We start from the raw sequence: 21,334 nt of genomic DNA, 5'->3' as shown, positions 1-21,334 counted from the left end.
CCGTGAAAACGACGGGGTCTTTTTTTGCCTGTAGACAATCAAGGCGCTGGCTAAAGTTGCCGGTATGCCTTCGCGATGCTAGGTTTAGCGCACCGCCCGTGTAGCTCAGTCGGTAGAGCAGCGCACTCGTAACGCGAAGGTCGCAGGTTCGATTCCTGTCTCGGGCACCATCCCTCTGTTGTTTCGCCTTTCTGCTCAAAATCCTCGATCGTACGTTTGGGGCCATCCCTTGCATTACTGCCGGCCTGTCCCTGGGCGCGACTGAAGATGAGTGCGGTTTATTTGTGGATTGATGTAAAGAGTCGTGTAAATCGTCTGATAAACATCCTATATTCGGAACCTGCATGAGCTTAGCCCAGCAGTTTTCAGATGATCCCGAATGGTTCTGAAGGCCAGACAAACCAGGTTGAACACGGTTATTTGCGTCAGAGAGATCCTTGATGATCCAGATCCATCTTCCATTCCCCAGATCAGCGAGAACACCATGACCGTTAAAGAAATGAGCCAGGAAGCCCGGCACGAAGAGGCGCTCAACAAGTATTTGCTGGATTCGCCCCAGCTAGCCGAAGAGATCAAGGACTTGCCAGCCGACGATCAGAAAGACCAGATCCAATGGGCCTTCGAGGATGAGGCTGAAGCCCAGGGCCTGCAGCCGTGGGAACTGACGCTCAAGTACACATCAAGCCCCGAAGAGTACGAGGCCGCGCGCCTGGTTCTTCACAAGGAGGCGGCTGAAGTGTTGGGCGTCGAGTGGGATGAGTACTGCGAGATGAATAATCTGGTGGTCTGAAAAAGCGCCCACCGCGTGCAGGAGCGAGCAAGCTCGCTCCTGCAGTTTTTCATTGCGTGTGATCAGAGGCTCAGACGCATCGACAGATCGACAGCCTTCACATCCTTGGTCATTGCGCCAATCGAAATGTAATCCACGCCGGTTTCGGCGATGGGCAGCAACGTGCTTTCGTTGATGCCGCCGCTGGCCTCCAGTTTTGCCTTGCCAGCGTTCAAGCGCACGGCTTCGCGCATGTCATCCAGACTCAGTTCATCGAGCATGATGATGTCGGCACCGGCCGCCAAGGCCTCTTTCAGTTCATCCAGGTTTTCCACTTCGATCTCAACCGGTTTGCCCGGTGCGATTTTGTGCGCGGCGGCGATGGCCTCAGGAATGCCTCCGCAAGCGGCGATATGGTTTTCCTTGATCAGGAATGCGTCATACAAGCCGATGCGATGATTGTGACAACCGCCACAGGTCACGGCGTACTTTTGCGCCAGACGCAGGCCCGGCAGGGTTTTGCGAGTGTCGAGCAGCTTGACCTGGGTCTGGGCCACGAAATCCGCCAGGTATTGCGCGCGGGTGGCCACGCCGGACAGCAGTTGCAGGAAGTTCAAGGCACTGCGTTCACCAGTCAGCAACGAGCGCGCGGGACCTTCGAGGTGGAACAGCACCTGGTTGGGTTTGACCCTTTCGCCATCGGCGACCTGCCAGTGCACTGCCACTCGTGGGTCCAGTTGCCGAAACACGGCATCGACCCAGGCGGTACCGCTGATCACGGCAGCGTCGCGGGTGATGATGGTGGCTTTGGCCAGGCGTTCGGACGGGATCAGCTGTGCGGTGATGTCGCCGCTGCCAATGTCTTCGAGCAGCGCGCGGCGCACGTTGGCTTCGATTTCGGTGGTCAAATCGGCGAGGCGTAGATTCGGCATAACGGACTCCACAAACAAAGTGTCCCGATTATAGGGCCATGGTGCGAAGCAACCCAAGGCATCCGAGCGATCGCCAATGCTCGCACACCTGCATTTGGTCGAATCCCATGGGCCTGCCTGCAGGCAAGGGAGGGGGCTATTTACAACGAAGCCGAAGAGTCCTCTGGCGCAAGCGCTATCTTTTACAAGATAATTCGCCTTGTATTTGACGTCATGACTTTGACGATTCGGATTTTCTGGAGGCTGGATGCACAAAGACGGGAATGTAGTGCCTTTGCGCAAGGCGACTACCGATCAGGCGATCCACCTGCCACTCGCCCGCCTGCCTGTGATTCTGCTTCAGGTTCGCGACAAGGCTACGCAACTACTCCGACAGAGTTTGCAAGAGCTGTTCGATAACGCTGACGACACGCTTTTCGAACTGGCCGACCGTGCTCGGAGCGACGTCGAACACAACATCTTCTTTCAGGCGATGCGCGACTTGCGTCTCAAGCGCAACAGTATCGAGCGGGTGTTTTTTGAACAGTTCTTCGACGGGTTTATCAGGCTGGCCCAGTACGAAACCACGCCTACCATCCTGACTCGCGTATTACCGGTCGACGTCAGCGTTGCACTGGAGGATGACGAACTCGAGCGCAATGTTGCGGTGGAGTCGATGGTCAACAAAGTGCTGAATCGCGATGGTTTCGCCCTCGACCAACTCACCGCCCGCCTCAGCACCTTGCTGGGTGGGGCACTGATCGAACGATACAACCCCCTGGGGCCGACGTTGCTCTGCGAGTTTTTCCTGCAGGCCGCGCGTAACCTGGGGGTAACGTTCAAGGTCAAGTTGATCATTCTCAAGCTGTTCGATCGCTACGTCCTCAGTGGTGCCGACCAGCTTTACGCTGAAGCCAATCAACTGTTGATCGCCACCGGCGTTTTGCCTGATCTCAAGCCTGCGCCAGGGCGCCGGATGGCGGATCAGCCGCCCTCCAGCACATCCCATGATGGCGCCGAGGGGCAAAACGAGGACGGTGTGCCGCCGGTGTTCCCGGCGCTACAGCAATTGTTGCTCCGTGTGCGCGGCAGCGTCGTCCCCACCCTGGATGCCAGTACCCCGGGAGAGCCGATTTCCAGCCAGGACCTGCTGCGTCTGCTCTCGCATCTTCAGCAATCTTCAACCGCGCCGAACGCGTGCAATGACCTGGATCTGCGCACCCGGTTGCAACAGTTGCTGACAGGGGCCAACGCCAGAAGTGGCAGGTTGCACGTCGTCGGTGCGGCCGATGACGATGTGATCAACCTGATCGCCATGTTGTTCGAAAGCATCCTCGACGACCTTCATTTGCCGGATGCGCTCAAGGCCCTGATGGGGCGGCTGCAAATACCGATGGTGAAAGTGGCGGTGCTCGACAAGCGTTTGTTCAGCCGCAGCAACCATCCGGCGCGACGCCTGCTTAATGAAATCGCCAGTGCCGCCCGGGGCTGGAGCGAGTGCGATGACCTCGAACGTGACAGCCTTTACGTGCGCACGGAGCAGGTGGTGCAGCGCCTGTTGAACGATTTTGTCGACGACCCGGCGATATTTTCCGAAGTGCTGGCCGACTTCCTGGCTTTCACCAGTGATGAGCGTCGTCGCAGTGAATTGCTGGAGCAGCGTACCCGCGATGTTGAAGAGGGGCGCGCCAGAACCCTGCTGGCCCGTCAGCGTGTCGAACAGGCGTTGAACCATGCGCTGCTGGGCAAAGTGTTGCCGCAAAGCGTGGTGCTGTTTGCCCGGGATGCCTGGAGCAAAGTGTTGCTGTTGACCTGCCTCAAGCATGGCGATCAATCCACACAGTGGCACGCCGATGTGCAAGTCATGGAGCATTTGATCTGGAGCGTCCAGCGTCATGAAGAGCCCGACGCCGGTACACGATTGTTGGCGCGGGTGCCGGGTTTGCTCAAATCCTTGCGCGAGGGTTTGAGTGGTTCGGCGTACGACCCTTTCGCCACCAGTGAGTTTTTCAGCGAACTGGAAAGCCTGCATGTGCAATTGTTTGAGCGGCCCGAGCGCTCGCTCGCGGATGCGGCGGTCATGATCGAAGTGCTGGAAAGAATCGTATTGCCCAGCGCCGATGAAGGCCCTGTGGATAAGGGGCTGCCGCTGCCGGCAGACGATGCCGGAATGCGCCACGTCAATCAGCTGCACTCTGGCTGCTGGGTCGAGTTCCAGACCGATCCGGAAAGCTCCCTGCGCTGCAAACTGGTGGCGATCATTGAAGCCACCGGTCAATACATCTTCGTCAACCGCACCGGCATGAAGGTGCTGGAGCGCAGTCGTTCGTCCCTGGCGCGGGAATTTCGCCAGGGGGCGGCACGGGTCCTCGATGACACCTTATTGTTTGATCGGGCGCTGGAGTCGGTCATCGGCCATCTGCGGCGTCTCAATCGCGGCAAGTGATCGCGTTCGGACGGGCTATCGCGGCATACTGGGCACTCACACGGTCGTCGTTGAAGGAGCCTGTATGCAGTTGGACCCCGCAAGCGGTTGGTGTCAGGACGTGCGTCTTTGCCCCTCGCCCAACTTCAATGCGCGCCCCACGGGCGAAATTTCCCTGCTGGTGATTCACAACATCAGCCTGCCGCCGGCGCAATTCGCCACGGGGAAGGTGCAGGAATTTTTCCAGAACCGACTGGATGTCACGGAGCACCCCTACTTTGAAGGGATTGCCGATCTGCGGGTGTCGGCGCATTTTCTGATCGAGCGTGACGGCACTGTCACCCAGTTTGTCTCTTGCCTTGAGCGCGCCTGGCACGCCGGCGTTTCGAGTTTTGAGGGGCGGGAGACCTGTAACGATTTTTCCGTGGGCATTGAACTCGAAGGCACGGATGATCTGCCGTTCACCGACGCCCAATATGACGCGTTGACGGCCCTTACCCGGCAACTGCAAAGCGCCTTCACGGCCATTACCACGCAGCGCATCTGCGGGCATAGTGACATCGCGCCCGGGCGCAAGACTGATCCGGGACCGGCGTTCGATTGGGCACGCTATCGTGCGGCCCTGGCAAAAGCCGCCATGGAAAAAGAGGAGTAACAATGAGTTTTCTGGTGCTGCTGTTGGCGGTCTGGATCGAGAAGTTCTCGGCCCTGCGCCACCGGGTACAACGCGACGGTTTTTGGTTGCGCGAACTGGCCAGGCTTGAGGTCAACGCGCGTCTGGTCAATCGGCCGTGGCTGATCCTGGCCATTTCGGTATTTTTGCCGGTGGCGTTGCTGGGGTTGCTGTTGGTGGTGCTGCAGCCGGTGGCCTACGGCTTGCTGGTGTTACCGGTGCACCTGCTGGTGGTGATTTACAGTCTGGGTCGTGGCGATCTGCTCGCCGGTCTGGGGCCGTTTCGCGATGCCTGGCGTCGGCAAGACCTGCAAGCGGCGGCCCATGTCGCCAAGCGCGACGTGGATATCTGCGCCGACAGTGGCGAACAACTGCTGGAACGGGTTGAAGGACATCTGCTGTGGGAGGCCTACCAGAGCTTTTTCGCGGTGATTTTCTGGTACTTCCTGTTGGGGCCGGTCGCGGCTCTGAGTTATCGATTGCTCGCGCTGGTTGAGGAGCATGGGAAAAACCCGGCCGTGGTCGAACGCGCGGCGCAACTGCGTCATGCCTTCGATTGGTTGCCGGTGCGCTTGCTGGCGGCAAGTTTTGCCTTGGTCGGCAACTTTGTCGCCGTCGGCCGGGTGATGTTGCACGAGTTGTTGAACTGGAACATCAGCGCCGCGCAATTGATCGAGAAGGCCGGGCTGGTGGCGGGTGAAATCCCGGCACCGGTGGTCGGGCCTGAAGGCATCAATAATCTTGACCGGATCTGGGAACTGCTGTTGCGGGCTGCAGTGCTCTGGTACGCCGGGTTTGCCTTGTGGACCGTTCTGGCCTGATTTCTTTTTAGCGGCCAAAAGATTGTCCGGGCGCAGCCAGAGCCCCGGACAAACTTTTGCCGTTAACCTTAAGTTACAAAACCTCTCTTCGATTTAAGCTATACAGAAATAGCGCCGGGTAGTGGCTATCTGCTGTCGGTCTGCGCCTGCCAATAAAAATAAGAAATCATGGGGAGACTTCCAGTGAAGCGCTTGCTCTATCCCGCTGTCGCACTGATGAACCGTCTGAGCTTTGGCATGAAGTTCAGTCTGATCAGCGTCCTGTTCCTGGTGCCGATGCTGGTGACCAACTTCTACCTGGTGCGTGACTCCTATCGCGAATTCCAGGGTACCCGTACCGAACTGCAAAGCCTCGACCTGCTGGGCAGCAGCCTGGCGTTGCGGCGCGATCTGGAAACCCTCAACAACCTGGTGCAGATCAATGTCACCCTGGGCCAGTCAGGCAAGGCGGGCAATGTCGAGTCGCAGATCAGCGCCCTGGAGCAAAGCCTTCTGACCCGTTTGCAAGGGCTGACCGCGATGAGCACGGACCCCGAGCAAATCGCGGTATTCGATACCAAGCGCGATGAAATGATCGCCGCCTTCAAGGCGCAACACAGCGAAACGTCCCTGCAAAGCAAAAGCGGAATGATTGGCAAGTTGCTCGCCAGCGCGCAGATTTTCAGCCAGATCGTTGCCAGTCAGGCCGGACTGAGCCGCGATTCCCAGAGCGACATGCGCCAACTGAGCGAACTCATCACCAATGTCACCCCGCCTGTGACTCAGCTTCTGGGTGAAGGCCGGGCGATGGGCTCCTTTTCGCTGGGCCAGGGCTTTCTCAATTCGGCGTCGAGTACCCGTTTCGATGAGCTGTTGGCGCAGATCGAGAAGCTGCAAGGCGAGTATGGGCTGAAATTGCAGGACGCATTGGGCTCCAGCAAAGCGGCGCGGGAAACCCTGGCAGCCTTGGCCGATGGCAGCCGGGCGACGTTGAAAAAGGCCAGTGAACTGTTCGAAGAACAAGTGGTAATGGCCGACACCCTGGATGCGCCCTGGCAGGGTTTCTACGATCAGGTCACCGGCCTGATGGACCAGACGTATCAACTCAACGAAGCCACGCTGAAGTTTCTTGGCACCCAATTGCAGCAGCGCCTGGATCAGAACCGCACGCACATGGTCTTGCAGGCAGTGGCGCTGTCGGTGGTGTTTGTGCTGATCTTCTACCTTTACGGCGGCTTCTACGCCTCGACCCGTACCACGCTCAAACGCCTTGGCGGGGTGATGGATAAAGTCGCGGCCGGCGACATGACGGTGACGTTCAGCGCCCACAGTCGCGATGAATTGGGCGAGTTGGGCGAGGTATTCAACGGCACCGTGAAAAAAATCCATGACCTGATTGAGCGCGTGGGGCAAACCGTCAGTGAGGTGGAGCGCCAGGCCGGGCAAGTTGAAAACGTCTCGGCGCAAAGCAACCATGCCGTGGCCGGGCAACGGAGCCAGATCGAGCAAGTCGCCACGGCAATGAACCAGATGTCGGCCACGGCCCTCGAGGTCGCGCGTAGCGCCGCCGCGGCGGTCAGCAGCGCCCACAGTGTCAACGACGAAACCATCAGCGGGCGTGGGCTGGTCGAGTCCCAGCAAGGCAGCATCGCGGCACTGGCCAGCGAAATAGATCAGTCGGTGCTGGTGATCAATCAACTGGCCAGTGACAGCCAGTCCATCAGCCGCGTGCTGGAGGTGATCAAGAGCATCGCCGAGCAGACCAACCTGTTGGCGCTCAATGCCGCCATCGAAGCGGCGCGGGCCGGCGAGCAGGGGCGTGGGTTCGCGGTGGTGGCGGACGAGGTCCGGACACTGGCCAAGCGAACCCAGCAATCGACCGAAGAAATCGAACAGATGATCACCAGGCTCCACAATGGGGTCGGCGCTGCCGTGAAGGCGATGGGTGTGAGCCATGAGATGGCCAATGGCACGGTAGGGCAGTCGGAAAAGGTCCAGCAGGCGCTGGAAAACATCCTCGGTGCCGTCGGTATGATCGTCGACCAGAACCAGCAGATCGCCGCAGCCGTGGAGCAGCAAACGGCGGTTGCCCACGACATCGACCAGAACATTGTCGAAATCAATCGTGCCGGTGAACGGACTGCTGAAGGTGCGCACCAGACCGAGGATGCCAGTCGCGTGTTGTCGGCTCAGGTGGTGGAACTCAAACAGCTGATCAGCGCATTCCGGGTCTAGATAGCCGCAGTCCGCCACCTGTATAAACGCTTGTTTGCGATGATCGCGTGATGGCCGACGTTGCTGTCGACGGGCATCTCGCGTTCGCGAACAGGCTCCGTTTTACAGGGGCTGTGTGTGGCTGAAAGTTTTGTAATACCTTTCTCAAATTTCGTAAGAACCTTGCAGTTTTTCTCCCTGTTCCTGTATTTCAACTTCAATGAACGGAGATTCATTTCAGTGCCCACACGGAGGAGGCCTTTCCATGTCTGTTGCAACCCTTGGAATCCAGGGACGCTGCGCCCATTGCCAGCGCACATTGCTGCTTGAGTCCTGGCAGATCAATGCCATTGCAATCAACGAAGCGTTCAGATGCACTCATTGCCGAAAAACCTTGCAACTGAACGACCCGAAACAAATCAAGCGCTTCAAGTCGCTTGATTCCCTGGCCATGTTGAAAGCAAGCCTGCTGGTGATGATTTGCACCGCTTTACTGGTGGCGCTGGTGCTGGAGTGGCTTGGCATGATCAGCGTTCTGGAGCAGCTCAATTTCTCGCTGCTGGCGATCTTCGTCTACTTCATCGCCATGCGCTTTGCCCGTCAGCGTCAGCACATGACATTGATTCTTGAGGCCGCCAAGGCTCACGCCGACTGATTACCAGTTGAACAATTCACAGGCATTGGCCGTGCTGACCGCCGCCAATCGCTCAGGGCTGATCGCCATGATGCCGGCCAGTGCCGCGCAAATGGCGGGCAAGTGGGCCGGGCTGTTACGTTGACCGGGAAACATGGCGGGTGCCATGTCCGGTGAGTCGGTTTCCAGGACCACTGATTCGAGCGGCAGCTCGGCGAGGACCCGGTGCATGCGCAGCGCCTGGGGCCAGGTCGCGGCACCGCCCAGTCCCAGTTTGAAACCGAGCTTGATGTATTCGCGCGCCTCTTCCTTGCTGCCGGCGAAGGCGTGGATGATGCCGGCGCGTGGCAGGCGAAAGCGCTTGAGCGTGGCAATGACCGCCGCATGACTGCGTCGCACATGGATCAGCGCCGGCAGATTGAAATCCGCAGCCAGTTGCAACTGTGCGTCGAACAACACTTGCTGGCGTTCGCGGTCGAGGGTTTCGATGAAGTAATCCAGGCCAATCTCGCCCACTGCGCACAACTGTCGGTGACCGGCCAGACGGGTCAGCCACTCACCGAGTTCGCGTACATCTTCGGGCCGATGATCGTCCAGATACACAGGATGCAGACCGAACGCGGCATGCAGGTCGGGATCGCTTTGCACCAGATCCCAGACGCGCTGCCAATTGCCCTGATAAACCCCCAGCACCACCATCCGCCGTACCCCGAGGGCGCGGCTTTCGGCCAGCAGCGCCTGACGATCCTTGTCGAAGTCGGGAAAGTCCAGATGGGTGTGGCTGTCGATCAGCTCCACGGTTCAGTCCTGGCGGATACGCTGCTTGAAGGTGCGCGGGATGGCCTGCACGCCGGGTTGGTAATCGGACTGCTCGATGGCGGCCAGGGCCAGTGCGAGGGCCTTGTCGGCAATCAGCTGATGTTGCTGGGCCATGGCATTGACCGGCAGAGGCAGGAAATCCAGCAACTGAGTGTCGCCGAAAGTGCCGAGGCGCAACGGGCGGTTTTTCAGCGGGAAGTCGTGCAAGGCATCGAACACGCCCTGCAACAGCACATAGGACGTGGTCACCAGAGCTTCGGGTAAATGGCCTACACGCTGGAGTAATTCTTCCATCAGTTGTTTGCCGCATTCGCGGCTGAAGGATTCGCCCTGTTCGATCAGCACCTCGCCGTCGAAACCTTTCAAGGCCTCTTTGAACCCGGCGGTACGTTCCTGGCTGATGCTCAGTTCCGGGCGGGCACCGATCAAGGCGATTTGCTTGGGTAACGGGTCCAGCAGGCTGCGGGTCAATTGCAGGCTGGCTTCGCGGTCGTCGCTGATCACCGAGCAGAAGTGTTCAGGCTCCATGACACGGTCGATCGCGATGATAGGAATACCCTTGGCTTGCAACTGGCGATAGCTGTCATCGCCGGGTGGCAGGCAACTGGCAACGATCAGGGCATCGCAGCGGCGGGCGCGGAACAGTTTTAGCAATTGGCGTTCGCTGTCCGGCGCGTCATCGGAACTGGCGATCAGCAGCTGATAGCCGCGAGCGCGTGCGCCTTGTTCCAGCAGTTTGGCGATTCGCGCGTAACTGGGGTTTTCCAGATCCGGCAAAATGAACCCCAGGGTGCGGGTGTGCCGACTGCGCAGCCCGGCGGCCTGGGGATTGGGCGTGAAGCCATGTTGCTCGACGACTGCGCGTACACGTTCGACGGTGGCGCTACTGATGCGTTGCTGTTCGGCCTTGCCATTGATGACGTAGCTGGCGGTGGTAACGGACACACCGGCCAACTGGGCAATATCACTGAGTTTCAACCCGGGATTTCCTTGTTTTTTCGAGCTTGCCTCGACAATTTTGCCAATCCTAACCGATTCACGCAGGCGATCCCGCCTTCACGCAGCCGACAAGTTGGACTTCAAGGATGGGCCATTATCGAGTAACGTGCCAATCAATCTAGATTAAACGTTTCAGCAGGCGTATTTTCTACGTTATGGGCGCCTTCGGCCGGTTCTGCCACGAAACCGCTGAAGACTGTCGCAGGACAAGCGCCTAAGCTGAAACACTCAAAACAATACCTGGTGCCAACAGGTGCCAAAAGGAGAAAGCATGCTCGAGCTCACCATAGAGCAGATATCCATGGGCCAGTCGGCTGTGGATAAGTCCGCAGCCTTGCAGTTGCTGGCCCGGCATCTGGTTACCGATGGTCTGGTTGCCGAGGGTTATCTCGCTGGCCTGCAGGCGCGCGAAGCCCAGGGCTCGACCTTTCTCGGTCAAGGTATCGCCATCCCCCACGGCACCCCGGAAACCCGCGATCAGGTATTCACCACGGGTGTGCGCCTGATGCAGTTTCCCGAGGGCGTTGACTGGGGCGACGGGCAGATCGTCTACCTGGCCATTGGCATCGCCGCCAAATCCGATGAACACCTGCGCCTGCTGCAATTACTGACCCGCGCTCTCGGCGAGACCGATCTGGGCCAGGCCCTGCGCCGCGCCAGCTCCGCCGAGGCCCTGCTGAAACTGCTGCAAGGTGCGCCGCAGGAATTGGCGCTGGATGCGCAAATGATCGGCCTGAGTGTGGCGGCCGAAGATTTTGAAGAGCTGGTCTGGCGCGGTGCGCGTTTGTTGCGTCAGGCCGATTGTGTCAGCAACGGTTTCTCCGCCGTGTTGCAACAGGTCGAAGCACTGCCTCTGGGCGATGGCCTGTGGTGGCTGCACAGTGAGCAAACAGTCAAACGCCCCGGTCTGGCGTTCGTGACCCCGGACAAACCGCTGCGTTACCTCGGTCAGCCGCTGAACGGGTTGTTCTGCCTGGCCAGCCTGGGTGAGGCCCATCAAGCGTTGCTCGAACGACTGTGCGCGTTATTGATTGAAGGTCGCGGCCATGAATTGGGCCGTGCTACCAGTTGCCGCGCGGTGCTTGAAGTGCTCGGCGGCGAACTGCCAGCGGACTGGCCGAGTACGCGGATCGCGCTGGCCAACGCCCACGGTTTGCATGCGCGGCCGGCGAAAATCCTCGCGCAACTGGCAAAGAGTTTTGAAGGTGAAATTCGCATCCGCATCGTCGATGGTCAGGACAGCGCGGTGTCGGTCAAGAGCCTGAGCAAGCTGCTCAGCCTCGGTGCTCGTCGCGGTCAAGTGCTGGAAATCATCGCCGAGCCGAGCATCGCTGCCGATGCGCTGCCTGCCTTGTTGGCTGCCATCGCAGAAGGCCTCGGTGAAGAAATCGAGCCGTTGCCGCCCGTCAGCCAGCCGCGCGAAGAGTTTGTCGAGACCGCCCAGGTACTGCTCGCCCCGGCGTCCGGCAGCGTGATTCAGGCCATCGCCGCCGCGCCGGGAATCGCCATCGGCCCGGCGCATATTCAAGTGCTGCAAGCCATCGAGTACCCGCTGCGCGGTGATTCCGCCGCCGTCGAACGCGAGCGTCTCAAGCAGGCGCTGGCGGATGTGCGGCGCGACATCGGTGGTTTGATCGAACGCAGCAAGGCCAAGGCCATTCGCGAAATTTTCGTCACCCACCAGGAAATGCTCGACGACCCGGAATTGACCGATGAAGTCGACACCCGTCTCAAGCAGGGCGAAAGCGCAGAAGCGGCCTGGATGTCGGTGATCGAAGCGGCGGCCCGGCAACAGGAAGCGCTGCAGGACGCCTTGCTTGCCGAACGTGCTGCCGATTTGCGTGATATCGGTCGACGGGTGTTGGCGACGCTCTGCGGGATCGAAACCCCGAGCGAACCCGAGCAACCGTACATTCTGGTGATGGACGAAGTCGGTCCATCCGACGTTGCGCGTCTGGACCCGACTCGCGTGGCCGGCATCCTCACCGCCCGCGGCGGCGCTACTGCCCACAGTGCGATCGTGGCCCGGGCGCTCGGTATTCCGGCGTTGGTCGGTGCCGGTCCGGCCGTGTTGCTGCTGGCGCCGGGCACGCCGTTGCTGATCGATGGCCAACGCGGTCGCCTGCACGTGGATGCCGACGCCGCAACGCTGCAACGGGCCACTGAAGAACGTGACACCCGTGAACAACGATTGAAGGTGGCGGCTGAACAGCGCCATGAACCGGCCTTGACCCGCGACGGCCATGCGGTCGAAGTGTTTGCCAACATCGGTGAAAGCGCTGGCGTGACCGGTGCGGTGGAGCAGGGTGCCGAAGGCATTGGCCTGTTGCGCACCGAACTGATTTTCATGGCGCACCCGCAAGCCCCGGACGAGGCGACCCAGGAAGTCGAATACCGGCGTGTCCTCGATGGCCTGGCGGGTCGACCCCTGGTGGTGCGCACCCTGGATGTCGGCGGCGACAAACCGCTGCCCTATTGGCCGATCGCCAAGGAAGAAAACCCGTTCCTCGGTGTTCGTGGCATTCGCCTGACCCTGCAACGGCCACACATCATGGAAGCGCAGCTGCGCGCCTTGCTGCGAGCAGCCGACAACCGTCCGCTGCGGATCATGTTCCCGATGGTCGGCAGTGTCGATGAGTGGCGCCAGGCCCGGGACATGACCGAACGCCTGCGTCTGGAAATCCCGGTCGCGGACCTGCAACTGGGGATCATGATCGAAGTGCCGTCGGCGGCGTTGCTGGCGCCGGTGTTGGCCAAAGAGGTGGACTTCTTCAGTGTCGGCACCAACGACCTGACGCAATACACCCTGGCCATCGACCGTGGTCATCCGACCTTGTCGGCCCAGGCCGATGGCCTGCATCCGGCGGTGTTGCAACTGATCGACATCACCGTGCGCGCGGCCCATGCCCATGGCAAGTGGGTCGGTGTCTGCGGTGAACTGGCGGCCGATCCATTGGCGGTGCCGGTGCTGGTCGGGCTCGGTGTGGACGAGTTGAGCGTGTCGGGGCGCAGCATTCCCGAGGTCAAGGCGCGGATCCGTGAACTCAGCCTCAGCCAGACCCAAACCCTTGCCCAAGCGGCGCTCGCCGTGGGCAGCGCCAACGAAGTGCGCGCATTAGTGGAGGCCCTGTAATGGCCAGGATTTTAACCTTGACCCTCAACCCGGCGCTGGACCTCACCGTCCAGTTGCCGCGCCTGGAACCGGGTCAGGTCAATCGCAGTGACGTGATGCACACCCATGCCGCCGGCAAAGGGTTGAACGTGGCGCAGGTATTGGCGGACCTCGGGCACCAACTGACGGTCAGCGGATTTCTCGGTGAAGACAATCTGCAAGCGTTCGAAACCCTGTTCGCCAGACGCGGCTTTGTCGACGCGTTTATCCGCGTGCCGGGGGAGACCCGCAGCAATATCAAACTGGCGGAAAGCGATGGTCGCATCACCGACATCAATGGCCCGGGGCCGCAGGTCAGCGCGACTGCGCAGCAGGCCTTGCTCGATCGTCTTGACCGGATCGCTCCGGGGCATGACGCCGTCGTCGTCGCCGGCAGCCTGCCTCAGGGCGTTAGCCCGCAATGGTTGCAGGCGTTGATCCTGCGCTTGAAAAAACTCGGTCTGAAGGTCGCGCTCGACACCAGCGGGGATGCCTTGCGGGCCGGGCTCAAGGCCGGTCCATGGCTGATCAAGCCGAACATCGAAGAGCTGGCTGAAGTGCTGGGTTGTGAGGTGGTTTCTGTCACCGCGCAGGCCGAAGCGGCGAATCGTTTGCACGCGCAGGGTATCGAGCATGTGGTGATTTCCCACGGCGCCGATGGCGTGAACTGGTTCAGCGTCGGTTCGGCGCTGCACGCCACACCACCTAAAGTCAGCGTCGCCAGTACGGTGGGCGCGGGCGACTCGTTGCTGGCGGGGATGCTCCACGGCCTGGTCAGCGCCGACCTGCCTGAGCAGACCTTGCGCAGCGCCACGGCAATTGCCGCGATGGCCGTCACCCAGATCGGTTTCGGTATCAGCGACGCGGCGCAACTGGCGCAGCTCGAACAGGGTGTGCGCGTGCGTCCCCTGACAGAACAATAAGAGGGTTGGTCATGAAATTAGCCATTGTTACTGCCTGCCCGAACGGCATGGTCACCAGTGTGCTGTGCGCTCGTCTGCTGGATGCAGCGGCCCAGCGTCAGGGCTGGAGCACCAGTGTCGAAGTGAACGACGCAGCGCATCCTGAACGGCAATTGTCGGCGGCGACGATCGAGGCCGCCGAGTGGGTACTGCTGGTGACCAGCGCCCCGGTGGACATGTCGCGATTCGTCGGCAAGCGGGTGTTCCAGAGCACCCCGGCGCAAGCCCTGCAGGACGTCGAGGCGGTGTTGCGCCGTGGCGCCGAAGAGGCCCGATTGTACGTCGCCCCTGAAACCGTCGCAGAACCGGTTGCGGTGAGCAAAAACGAACCGCGGCTGGTCGCGATCACCGCCTGTCCGACCGGCGTCGCCCACACCTTCATGGCCGCCGAAGCCTTGCAGCAAGCGGCCAAGCGCCTGGGTTACGACCTGCAAGTGGAAACCCAGGGCTCCGTTGGGGCGCGTAATCCGCTGAGTGCGCAAGCCATCGCCGAAGCCGACGTGGTGCTGCTGGCGTGCGATATCGAAGTCGCCACCGAGCGTTTCGCCGGCAAGAAAATTTATCGCTGCGGCACCGGTATTGCCCTCAAGCAGGCCGAAGCCACGCTGAACAAAGCGCTGGCCGAAGGCACGCAGGAAAGCGCAGCCAGCGGCGCCAGCGGTCCGGTCAAGGCAGAGAAGACCGGCATCTACAAACACCTGCTGACCGGCGTGTCGTTCATGTTGCCGATGGTGGTGGCGGGCGGTCTGATGATTGCCTTGTCGTTCGTGTTTGGCATCACCGCGTTCAAGGAACCCGGCACGTTGGCGGCGGCATTGATGCAGATCGGCGGCGAGACCGCGTTCAAGCTGATGGTGCCGTTGCTGGCGGGCTATATCGCTTACTCCATCGCCGACCGTCCGGGTCTGGCGCCAGGGATGATCGGCGGGCTGCTGGCGAGCTCCCTCGGCGCCGGTTTTATCGGCGGGATCATTGCCGGTTTCATCGCCGGTTACGCCGCCCAGGCGATCAATCGTTATGCGCGTTTGCCGCAAAGCCTCGAGGCGCTCAAGCCGATCCTGATCATCCCGTTGCTGGCCAGTCTGTTCACAGGCCTGGTGATGATCTACGTGGTCGGCAAACCCGTGGCCGGGATGCTCGAAGGGCTCACGCATTTCCTCGACAGCATGGGCACCACCAATGCGATCCTGCTTGGCGTGCTGCTGGGCGGGATGATGTGCGTCGATCTTGGCGGGCCGATCAACAAGGCCGCTTATGCGTTCTCGGTCGGGCTGCTGGCCTCGCAGAGTTATGCACCGATGGCCGCGACCATGGCGGCCGGCATGGTGCCGCCGATCGGCCTCGGCATTGCCACGTTCATCGCCCGGCGCAAGTTTGCCCAGACTGAACGCGAGGCCGGTAAAGCGGCGCTGGTGCTGGGGTTGTGCTTCATCTCCGAAGGGGCGATTCCGTTTGCCGCCAAAGACCCGCTACGGGTGATTCCGGCGAGCATCGCCGGTGGCGCGCTGACCGGTGCGCTGTCGATGTATTTCGGCTGCAAGCTGATGGCGCCCCACGGTGGATTGTTCGTGCTGGCCATTCCGAATGCGATCAACCATGCATTGCTGTATTTGCTGGCGATCGTGGCGGGGAGTTTGTTGACGGCGGTGGTGTACGCGCTGGTCAAGCGGCCTGAGGCGGTGGAATTGACGGCAGTGCCCGTCAGCGCCTGATCCCCACCCCTGTAGGAGCGAGCCCGCTCGCGATGAACTCAAAGACACCGCGGGCTATCAGATTTCCCCGCGTTATCGTTGACCACCCTCGCGAGCAGGCTCGCTCCTACAGGGGATTTGTGCCGCGTCAGTAAACGTCGCGGCGGTAGCGGCCCTGTTCGATCAGGCGTTCCACTTCGGCAGCGCCGAGCACATCGTTGAGCACTTGATCGACTCCCGAAGCCATGCCCTGCAAGCTGCCGCAGATATAAATCATCGCACCGTCCGCCAGCCACTTCTTCAGCTCGGCGGCTGATTCGCGCAGGCGATCCTGTACATAGATTTTCTCTGCCTGGTCCCGCGAGAACGCCAGGTCCAGGCGCTGCAGATCAGCCGAAATCAACCACTCTTCCAACTCGTCGCGACACAGATAGTCGTGTTCCCGATTGCGCTCGCCGAACAGCAGCCAGTGACGTTGTTGGCCGTCGGCAATCCGCGCCTTGAGCAGGCTGCGCAGCGCGGCCAGCCCGGTGCCGTTGCCCAGCAGGATCATGGGCACGGGGTCTGACGGCAGATGGAAACCACTGTTGCGTCGCACACGCAGGCTGATGGTGCTGCCCACCGGCGCGTGTTCGGTCAGCCAGCCGGAGCCGACGCCGAGGCTGCCATCGGGGTGCAGTTCCTGGCGAACGATCAGCTCCAGTACGCCATCGGCGGCAATCGAGGCAATGGAATATTCGCGCAGGGCCAAAGGCACCAGCGCATCCACCAGCGCCTGGGCATGCAAACCGACCAGATGCGCACGATTCGCCGGCAGTTGGCGGCTGGCGAGGGCTTGCTCCAGCGGCTGCGACCGGCCATCGAATTCAATCGTGGCGCGACCGTCAATCCCCAGGCCGTCGAGGAAATGCTCGATCGCCCAGGAGCCATTGCGCGGCAACACTTCCACCAGGTCACCTGCCAGCCAACTGCTGGTGGTGGGCGGCTTGAGGCCCAGCAAGTACACGGGCGAGCCGCTGCTGTCCGGGTTGAGCAACTCGCGACGAACCAGCGGCCAGTTGTCATAGCTCGGCGCTTTCCAGGTGTCGACCGGTGCTTGTCCGGTCAACAGCCCCAGTTGTTGCTGCCAGTGACGCAAGGCGTAAGGGTCGCCGCTGTCGACTTCTACCGGGGCGAACAAAGTCTTGCCGCCGTGTTCGCCCAGCCAGGTGTGCAAGCGCCGGGCGAAGCCGCAGAAGTGCTGATACTGCCGGTCGCCGAGACCGAGCACCGCGTAGTTCAAGCTCTCCAGGCTCGACGCCCGCCCCAGCACCTTGCGTTCAAAACCACGGGCGCTGTCCGGTGCCTGGCCGTCGCCGAAGGTGCTGACCACGAACAGCGCGTTGTTCGAACTCTGCAGGTCCTCCTCGCTGACAGTCGCCAGCGGCTGCACTTTCACTGGCAGGCCGGCCGCTTGTAATTGGCCGGCCGTCTGCCAGGCCAGTTGCTCGGCAAAGCCACTCTGGCTGGCGAAACTGATCAGCCATGCCGGGGTGTCGCTGGCGGGTTGGGCGAGGTCCTTGCGGGCGTCCTTGACCTGGCGTTTTTTGCGGCGACGATCGAGGTACAACAGCCAGCCCGTGACGAAAAACAGCGGCATGCTCAGCGCGGTGATCGTCAGGATGATCCGCCCGACGATGCCGAAGTAGCTACCGACGTGCAGCGCATAGAGGCTGGTCAGCAATTGCGCCTTGAAGCTCTTGTCGCTGTAGCGCTCGTGCCGTTTGATCTCGCCGGTGACCGGATCGAGGGTGATCTGGTTCAGCGCGCGGTCATGGGGTGAGTTTTTCAACAGGTAGAACACGGTCGCCGGTTGCCCGGCGACTGGCGGCATGCGCGTGTTATAGAAGCTCAGGTCGGGACCGGCGGCGCTATAGATGCTCAGCCACATGGCCGAGTAATCGACTGTCGGTGCCGGGCCGCTGGGGGCCGGGCCCCGACCACCGCGAACGCGCTCGTTCTGCGGTGAATCGGAGAGCAAACGGGTCAGGCCCTTGTTGTACCACTCGTAGGACCAGGACAACCCGGTCAAGGCGGCCAGGAGGTAAAACACCAGGCACCAGGTGCCGGCGACCGAGTGCAGGTCCCAGTTGAAGCTGCGACCTTTTTTCTTCCAGTCGAGGGTCAGCCAGGCACGCCAGCTTTTCCACTGGCGGGGCCAGCGCAAGTACAGGCCGGAGAGGCAGAAGAACACCAGGATCAACGTACAGGCCCCGGTGATTTGCCGACCGGTATCGCCCATGGCGAGGAAACGGTGCAATTGCAGCATCAGGCCGAAGAAGTCCTGGCCAGTGGCGTCGCCCAGCAGCTCGGCGGTGTAAGGATCGAAGTAACGCATCGGTCCGCGCCGTTCGCCCGGTGGCGGGGTGAAGAACACTTTTGCGGCAATGCCGCTGTCGATGTCGACCGAAAGCCCCGCCACCTTGTTGCCCGTGGCTGTTTCGATTTTCTCCACCAGTTCGGCGGGCGGCAGCACCCCGGCCACCTGCTTCTGGACCTGCAACACAGAGGGGTTCAGCGCATACAGGATTTCATCCTGAAACGATACCGTCGCCCCGGTGATGCCCATCAGGGCCAGGACGAGTCCGGCGCTGATGCCAAAAAACCAGTGCAACTGGAACAGGGTTTTCTTCAACACGTCGCTCGCCTTGTTCGTTCAAAAGTCATCACGGCGCGCATTATGCCGTGGGTTGTCGAGAAGCATTCTTTTTTACACGCAAAAGCCCCGTTCATCTGGATGAACGGGGCCAGGCCCTGTTTCGACCTTCTCCCTCCTGTAGGAGCGAGCCTGCTCGCGATGCTCGTCAACGATAACGCGTAAATCCTGACACCCCGCGTCGTGCTCAAGTCCATCGCGAGCGAGCTCGCTCCTACAGAGGTTGCGTGTTCACTTTTCCATCAGAAGTGGAAGTTGGTGCTCAGCAAGGCAGTACGGCCCGCCGCCTGGTTGGCGAAGTGAGTCGAGAAAGCCTTGTCGTAGTAGGTTTCGTCGGTCAGGTTCTGCACGTTCAGTTGCAGGTCGATGTTTTTGGTCAGCTTGTAGGCGGCCATTGCATCGTAACGAACGTAGGAATCGACCATGGTGGTGTTGGCCACGCTGCCGAACACGTCATCGACGTAGAACGCGCCGCCGCCGATGGTCAGCTTCGGCGTGACCTGATAGGTCGTCCAGAGGCTGGCGCTGTTTTTCGGCGTGTTAGGCAGTTCGTTGCCATCGTTGGCCTTGCCCAGCGGACCGCCATCGATCTGTTCGCTGTCCATGTAGGCGTAACCGGCGAAGACCTGCCATTTGTCGGTGATTTTGCCGGTAGCCGACAGTTCAACACCTTGAACGCGGGTCTTGCCGACGTTTTCATAGGACGTGGTGTTGGTCTGTACCCGGGCGTTTTCCTTCTCGGTGCGGAAGATATCGGCGGTCAGCGACAGACGATCGTTCATCAGACCCCACTTGGTGCCGATTTCGTAGTTCTTGGTGGTTTCCGGCTCCATGTCGCTGCTCAGCAGGTTGCCGTTGCGATCAGGCGTGCCGCCCAGCGGGTTGCCTTCCTGGCCGTCGCCGAGGGTCGTGCCCGGTGGGGTGGCGGACGTCGCGTACGACGCATAGATGCTGCCGTTCTCCGCCGGCTTGTAGACCACACCGAATTGACCGGTCACGAACTCACTGACGTCGTCGCCCTTGGAGGTGGTGGCGCCGGCGTTGGTGTAGGTTTTGTAGCTCGTGTCGAAATGGTCGTAACGCAGGCCCATGTTCACCAGCCATTGCTCGGACAGCTCGAGCGTATCGAACGCGTACAACGCATAGGTGTCGGCCTTGGTGTCGGTGCCGGCGTAGTTACGCGAGATGGCACCGCTCCACGGATCGCTCGGGTTCGGGTTTGCCAGCGAAGTACAGTTGTATCCGCTGCGAGGACCAATCAACGCAGGGTTGCAGTTGGTGGTCGCGGCGGCTGTTGCCGGGGTGGTGTCGGTGTTGACGTTGTACGAGGATTTCCGGTTCTCCTCGTGGGTGAATTCGATACCGGTGGCGAAACTGTTCTTGAACCCGGCGAGATGGAAATCGCCGAACAGGTCGGTCTGGTTCGTGGTCGTCTCGGTGTTGCTCACACGGGTGTTGGCACGACGCCAGACGCTGCCGTTGTTGACGTTGCCCTTGCTGTCGTCCGGCTGGGTCAGGATGTAGTCCTGCATGCTGGTGCCGTGGCGCAGGGTGTTCTTGACGGTCAGCGAGTCGTTCAGGTCGTGCTCGATGGCGATGGTCGCGGTGTCGGTGCGACCCTTGCGGAAATCGCGGTTGTCCAGGCCGTAGAAATTGCTGCTGTCGCCGCCGTCGTTTGGTTTGTCCGGGTTGGACTTGGTGCGGGCAGCGGAGCCGGCAGTCGGAATGGAGTAGGGGATACCCGAGTCCGGTGTGTCGTTACTTTCCAGATGGTAGTAGTCGAGATTGACCCGGGTATCGGTGCCCAGGCCAAAGGCCAGCGATGGAGCGACGCCCCAGCGATCGTAATCGACGCTGTCGCGGCCGGCGACGTTGCTTTCATGGCTCATCAGGTTCAGACGGCCAGCGGCGGTGTCGGAGAACTGATAGTTGCCGTCCATGGTGTAACGCTGGGTCTGGTCAGAACCCCAGGTAAAGCCACCGTCGAACGAGTCGCCCAGGTGCGCTTTTTTGCTCACCAGGTTGATGCTGCCGCCCGCTGCACCACGGCCGCCGATGGCCGAGTTCGGTCCTTTGCTGACTTCGATCGATTCAACGGCGAAGATCTCCCGGCTCTGCGAACCGGTATCGCGCACGCCGTCCAGGTAAGTATCGCCCTGGGCATCGAAACCACGAATGAATGGACGGTCGCCCTGTGGGTTGCCGCCTTCACCGGCACCGAAGGTGATGCCGGGAACGGTACGCAGCGCGTCCTGCATGTTCATGGCGCCGGTGTCCTTGAGCACTTGCTGCGGGATCACTGTGATCGAGCGCGGTGTGTCCACCAGCGGCGCGGTGTACTTGGGCGAGGAGGCTTTTTCGACGTTGTAGGTGGTCTGGTCCTGCGCTTCGCCAGTGATAGAGGTTGCACCGAGGGAGATGGTGTTGCCCGGTGCTTTCTCGTCGGTCTTTTCAGCCGCGAATACCATGTGGCCCGCGGAGCCGGCGGTGATCGCCATGCCAATTGCAGAAGCGAGTAAACGCGGTGAACTGACAGGTTGCTGTGGTTGCTGGCGTGACATTTTTATTCCCCTCCCCAAGGATTTGAGGCG

The 21,334-nt window shown here is 60.9% G+C and carries 14 protein-coding genes, 1 tRNA gene and 1 pseudogene; 11 read left to right on the top strand and 5 right to left on the bottom strand.

Features of this window, described 5'->3' with window-relative positions:
* Positions 1–94: 94 nt before the first annotated feature.
* Positions 95–170, top strand: a tRNA-Thr gene (locus ACX3YF_RS02825).
* Between the two features lie 314 nt (positions 171–484).
* On the top strand, positions 485–790 hold the full coding sequence (locus tag ACX3YF_RS02820) for a DUF6388 family protein (RefSeq protein WP_130203910.1): 306 nt from the start codon (positions 485–487) through the stop codon (positions 788–790).
* A 62-nt stretch (positions 791–852) separates the two neighbouring features.
* Here the strand turns inward: ACX3YF_RS02820 and nadC are convergent, their stop codons facing one another.
* Positions 853–1,701: a carboxylating nicotinate-nucleotide diphosphorylase gene (gene nadC / locus ACX3YF_RS02815; protein WP_130203911.1), complete on the bottom strand. Its 849-nt coding sequence runs from the start codon at positions 1,699–1,701 to the stop codon at positions 853–855.
* A 247-nt stretch (positions 1,702–1,948) separates the two neighbouring features.
* Between nadC and ACX3YF_RS02810 the strand changes: the two genes are divergently transcribed.
* From ACX3YF_RS02810 to ACX3YF_RS02785, 6 genes and pseudogenes are all read left to right on the top strand, one after another.
* Positions 1,949–4,126, top strand: coding sequence for a DUF1631 domain-containing protein (locus tag ACX3YF_RS02810; RefSeq protein ID WP_458973373.1), 2,178 nt, complete (start codon positions 1,949–1,951; stop codon positions 4,124–4,126).
* Between the two features lie 64 nt (positions 4,127–4,190).
* Entirely contained in the window at positions 4,191–4,760 is a 570-nt protein-coding gene (gene ampD / locus ACX3YF_RS02805; RefSeq protein WP_090467112.1) for a 1,6-anhydro-N-acetylmuramyl-L-alanine amidase AmpD, read from the top strand.
* Positions 4,761–4,762: 2 nt separating this feature from the next.
* Positions 4,763–5,599: a regulatory signaling modulator protein AmpE gene (gene ampE / locus ACX3YF_RS02800; RefSeq protein ID WP_130203913.1), complete on the top strand. Its 837-nt coding sequence runs from the start codon at positions 4,763–4,765 to the stop codon at positions 5,597–5,599.
* A 168-nt stretch (positions 5,600–5,767) separates the two neighbouring features.
* Positions 5,768–6,907 (top strand): annotated as a pseudogene (locus ACX3YF_RS02795) (methyl-accepting chemotaxis protein); the annotation flags it as partial.
* Complete coding sequence (locus ACX3YF_RS02790) at positions 6,884–7,813, top strand: methyl-accepting chemotaxis protein (protein WP_458946366.1); 930 nt, start codon at positions 6,884–6,886, stop codon at positions 7,811–7,813. The pseudogene ACX3YF_RS02795 and the gene ACX3YF_RS02790, both read left to right, overlap by 24 nt.
* Before the next feature lie 244 nt (positions 7,814–8,057).
* The gene (locus ACX3YF_RS02785; RefSeq protein WP_130203915.1) at positions 8,058–8,447 is read left to right on the top strand and encodes a hypothetical protein; all 390 of its coding nucleotides are present in this window, start codon (positions 8,058–8,060) and stop codon (positions 8,445–8,447) included.
* Here the strand turns inward: ACX3YF_RS02785 and ACX3YF_RS02780 are convergent, their stop codons facing one another.
* On the bottom strand, positions 8,448–9,224 hold the full coding sequence (locus ACX3YF_RS02780) for a TatD family hydrolase (protein ID WP_196586429.1): 777 nt from the start codon (positions 9,222–9,224) through the stop codon (positions 8,448–8,450). It lies immediately after the preceding gene.
* A 3-nt stretch (positions 9,225–9,227) separates the two neighbouring features.
* Entirely contained in the window at positions 9,228–10,223 is a 996-nt protein-coding gene (cra, locus tag ACX3YF_RS02775; RefSeq protein ID WP_288101087.1) for a catabolite repressor/activator, read from the bottom strand.
* A 292-nt stretch (positions 10,224–10,515) separates the two neighbouring features.
* On the opposite strand from cra, the gene ptsP reads away from it, so the two are divergent.
* The 3 genes from ptsP to ACX3YF_RS02760 are packed head-to-tail and all read left to right on the top strand — an operon-like array spanning position 10,516 to position 16,069.
* A complete protein-coding gene (gene ptsP, locus ACX3YF_RS02770) occupies positions 10,516–13,377 on the top strand; it encodes a phosphoenolpyruvate--protein phosphotransferase (RefSeq protein WP_458973372.1) in 2,862 nt (953 codons plus the stop codon).
* On the top strand, positions 13,377–14,318 hold the full coding sequence (gene pfkB / locus ACX3YF_RS02765; protein WP_448645798.1) for a 1-phosphofructokinase: 942 nt from the start codon (positions 13,377–13,379) through the stop codon (positions 14,316–14,318). The genes ptsP and pfkB overlap by 1 nt, the downstream gene beginning before the upstream one ends.
* Positions 14,319–14,329: 11 nt before the next feature.
* Complete coding sequence (locus ACX3YF_RS02760; RefSeq protein ID WP_458973371.1) at positions 14,330–16,069, top strand: PTS fructose-like transporter subunit IIB; 1,740 nt, start codon at positions 14,330–14,332, stop codon at positions 16,067–16,069.
* Positions 16,070–16,196: 127 nt separating this feature from the next.
* On the opposite strand, the gene ACX3YF_RS02755 is transcribed toward ACX3YF_RS02760, so the two are convergent.
* Positions 16,197–18,725 carry a PepSY domain-containing protein gene (locus ACX3YF_RS02755; RefSeq protein WP_458973370.1) on the bottom strand — a complete coding sequence of 843 codons (2,529 nt, stop codon included), beginning with the start codon at positions 18,723–18,725 and terminating at the stop codon, positions 16,197–16,199.
* A 260-nt stretch (positions 18,726–18,985) separates the two neighbouring features.
* Positions 18,986–21,304: a TonB-dependent receptor gene (locus ACX3YF_RS02750; protein ID WP_458973369.1), complete on the bottom strand. Its 2,319-nt coding sequence runs from the start codon at positions 21,302–21,304 to the stop codon at positions 18,986–18,988.
* Positions 21,305–21,334 lie beyond the last annotated feature (30 nt).

The sequence above is a fragment of the Pseudomonas fluorescens group sp. PF-69 genome (genome assembly GCF_054481235.1).
Note: the sequence above shows the minus strand (reverse complement) of the source record. Positions and strands in the feature narration are given on the sequence as shown.